The organism is Bifidobacterium sp. POST2/T3 (B1) (genome assembly GCF_058197115.1).
Window position 1 is genome coordinate 1 of sequence record NZ_JBVPQK010000253.1, and the last position, 2,370, is coordinate 2,370.

2 protein-coding genes are annotated in these 2,370 nt (G+C 63.5%); both read right to left on the reverse strand.

The window, feature by feature from the left end; genetic code table 11:
* Window positions 1-1,115, reverse strand: a 1,115-nt coding sequence (gene hisD / locus AC0AP0_RS10005; RefSeq protein ID WP_490430358.1) for a histidinol dehydrogenase, incomplete at its 3' end; no start/stop codon positions are given.
* Window positions 1,116-1,197: 82 nt separating this feature from the next.
* Window positions 1,198-2,370, reverse strand: a 1,173-nt coding sequence (locus tag AC0AP0_RS10010; RefSeq protein WP_490430359.1) for a helix-hairpin-helix domain-containing protein, incomplete at its 5' end; no start/stop codon positions are given.

Here is a 2,370-nt window from a genome sequence, read left to right on the forward strand (position 1 = left end):
GAATAGGGGCCGCGGAAGATGGCGCCGGCATTCCGAATCCTGTCGATGACGGCATCAGGATCGGCCGTCTGAACCTCCAGATGCTCGGCGGCATAGGCATTGGCCACGTCGATGGACTGGTCGATACCGTCGGTCAGGATGATTCCCGACTGGTTGCCGCCCAGGGAGGTGCGCACCCGGTCGGCATGCTCGGTTCGAGGCACCCTGCGCCCCAAAGCCTCCTGAACGCCCTGGGCCAGTTCCTGGCTGTCGGTGATCAGCACCGAACCGGCAAGCTCGTCATGTTCGGCCTGGCCGATCAGGTCTGCAGCAACCCAGTCGGGGTTGGCCTGCTCGTCGGCAAGAATAGCAATTTCCGTGGGTCCGGCAACGGCGTCGATTCCCACCATGCCGGAGACCATCTGCTTGGCTGTCGCCACAAAGATATTGCCCGGGCCGGTGATCTTGTCGACCGGGTCGCAGAGAATCTCCCCGTCCTGGGGCTCGGATCCCCTGGCCCCGTATGCAAACATGGCCACGGCCTGGGCACCGCCCACGGCATAGACCTCGTCCACTCCCAGAATGGCACAGGTGGCCAGGATGATGGCAGCCGGCAGACCCCGAGGGTCGTCAGAGGCGGGCGGAGTGGCCACGGCCAGGGAATCGACGCCGGCAATCTGAGCGGGCACCGCGTTCATGATGACCGAGGAAGGATACAGGGCCTTGCCTCCCGGCACGTAGAGGCCTACGCGTTCGATCGGAATCCACCGCTCGCTGACCCGAGCGCCAGGCGCCAGGTCGGTGGCCATGGGCTTGGGCACCTGGGTAGTGCAGACCTTGCGGATGCGGGTAACGGACTCCTCGATTGCCGCCCTGACCTTGGGATCCAGCTGCCTCAGGGCCTCCTGCATGGCCGATGCCGGAACCCTCAGATCATGGGGACGCACATGGTCGAACTTCTCCTCCAGGTCGCGCAGGGCCGCTGCCCCATGCTCACGTACTTGGTCAAGTATGGGCTGCACCTGGGCGCTGGCCTCCCGTGTACCCATATCGGCTCGGGGCATGGCAGCGAGGAGTTGGGCGCGGGACATGGTTTTCCCGCGCAGATCCATGGTTCTCATCATGAGCTTTGACATACTTTGATGGTAGTGAACTTTTGTGTCGCCAAAGCCAGCGACTCACCACCGTCCCAAATGGTGAGACGGTTCCGGGCGCGTCCTAGGCCGACGGCAGGCAGGAGGGTCCGAAGACCGACTTGATCTCGGCCATCATGGAGGTGTCGTGCCGGGTGCGAAATCCGTCACCAAAGGTCAACAGACGGACGTTGCCCCGGTCGTCGGTGACGGCCAGACGGACCTGGCAGTAACCGGGGTGGGACTTGAGTATCCGAGCCAGCCGCTCCATGTGCCCCCGGTCTAGAGCCTGCTTGGGCAGGGTGATGGTCAGAGGCCGCTCATCCGCCGACTCCAGGACGGGCACCTCCATATCGTTGACGCGGATGTTGGTGGCCTCGTCACGAAGCTCGACCACTCCCCTCACCCTGATGACCGAGTCCAGGGCCAGGTCGTCGGAGTGGGCGTCGTAGACCTTGCCGAAGAACATGCATTGGATGGAGCTCTCCAAGTCCTCGATGGTGACGATGGCCCAGGGGTTGCCCTTCTTGGAGACCCGGCGGTCCACAGCAGTGACCAGCCCGGCCAGGGTCACCGCCTTCCCGTCCATGCTGTTAGACCGGTTGAGCAGCTGGGCGATGGACATGTCTCGCATGCCGGCCAAAACCGAGGTCATGCCGCTCAGCGGGTGGTCAGACACATACAGGCCCAGCATCTGCCGCTCGAAGTTGAGCTTGGTGGACTTGTCCCACTCGTCGATGTCGGGCACGGTCACCTGGGCATCGCCCAAGGCATCCTGCTGGGGGGCGTCCTCATCGGCGTCGGCGAAGAGGTCGAACTGGCCCTCAGCCTGCTTGCGCTTGATGGGCATGACCTGGTCGACGGCTTCATCGTGAATCTGGAAAAGCGCCCTCCGGTTGGGGTCAATGCCGTCGAAGGCACCGCCCTTGATCAGGGATTCCACGGTTCGCTTGTTGAGCACCTCCATGGGCACCCGCTTGATGAAGTCCATGAAGTTGACATACTTGCCCCGGGGTCCCTGGCGCTCCTTGATGATGTCCGCCACCACCTTGTCACCCACATTGCGGATGGCTCCCAGGCCGAAGCGGACCACGTCGCCGACAGCGGAATACTCGGACACGGACTCGTTGATGTCAGGCGCCAGGATGCGGATGCCCATCCTTCTGGCCTCGCCCAGGTAGAGTGCGGTCTTGTCCTTGTTGGTCCGCTCGTTCTGCAGCAGGGCGGCCATGAACTCCACCGGATAGTGGGTCTTCAG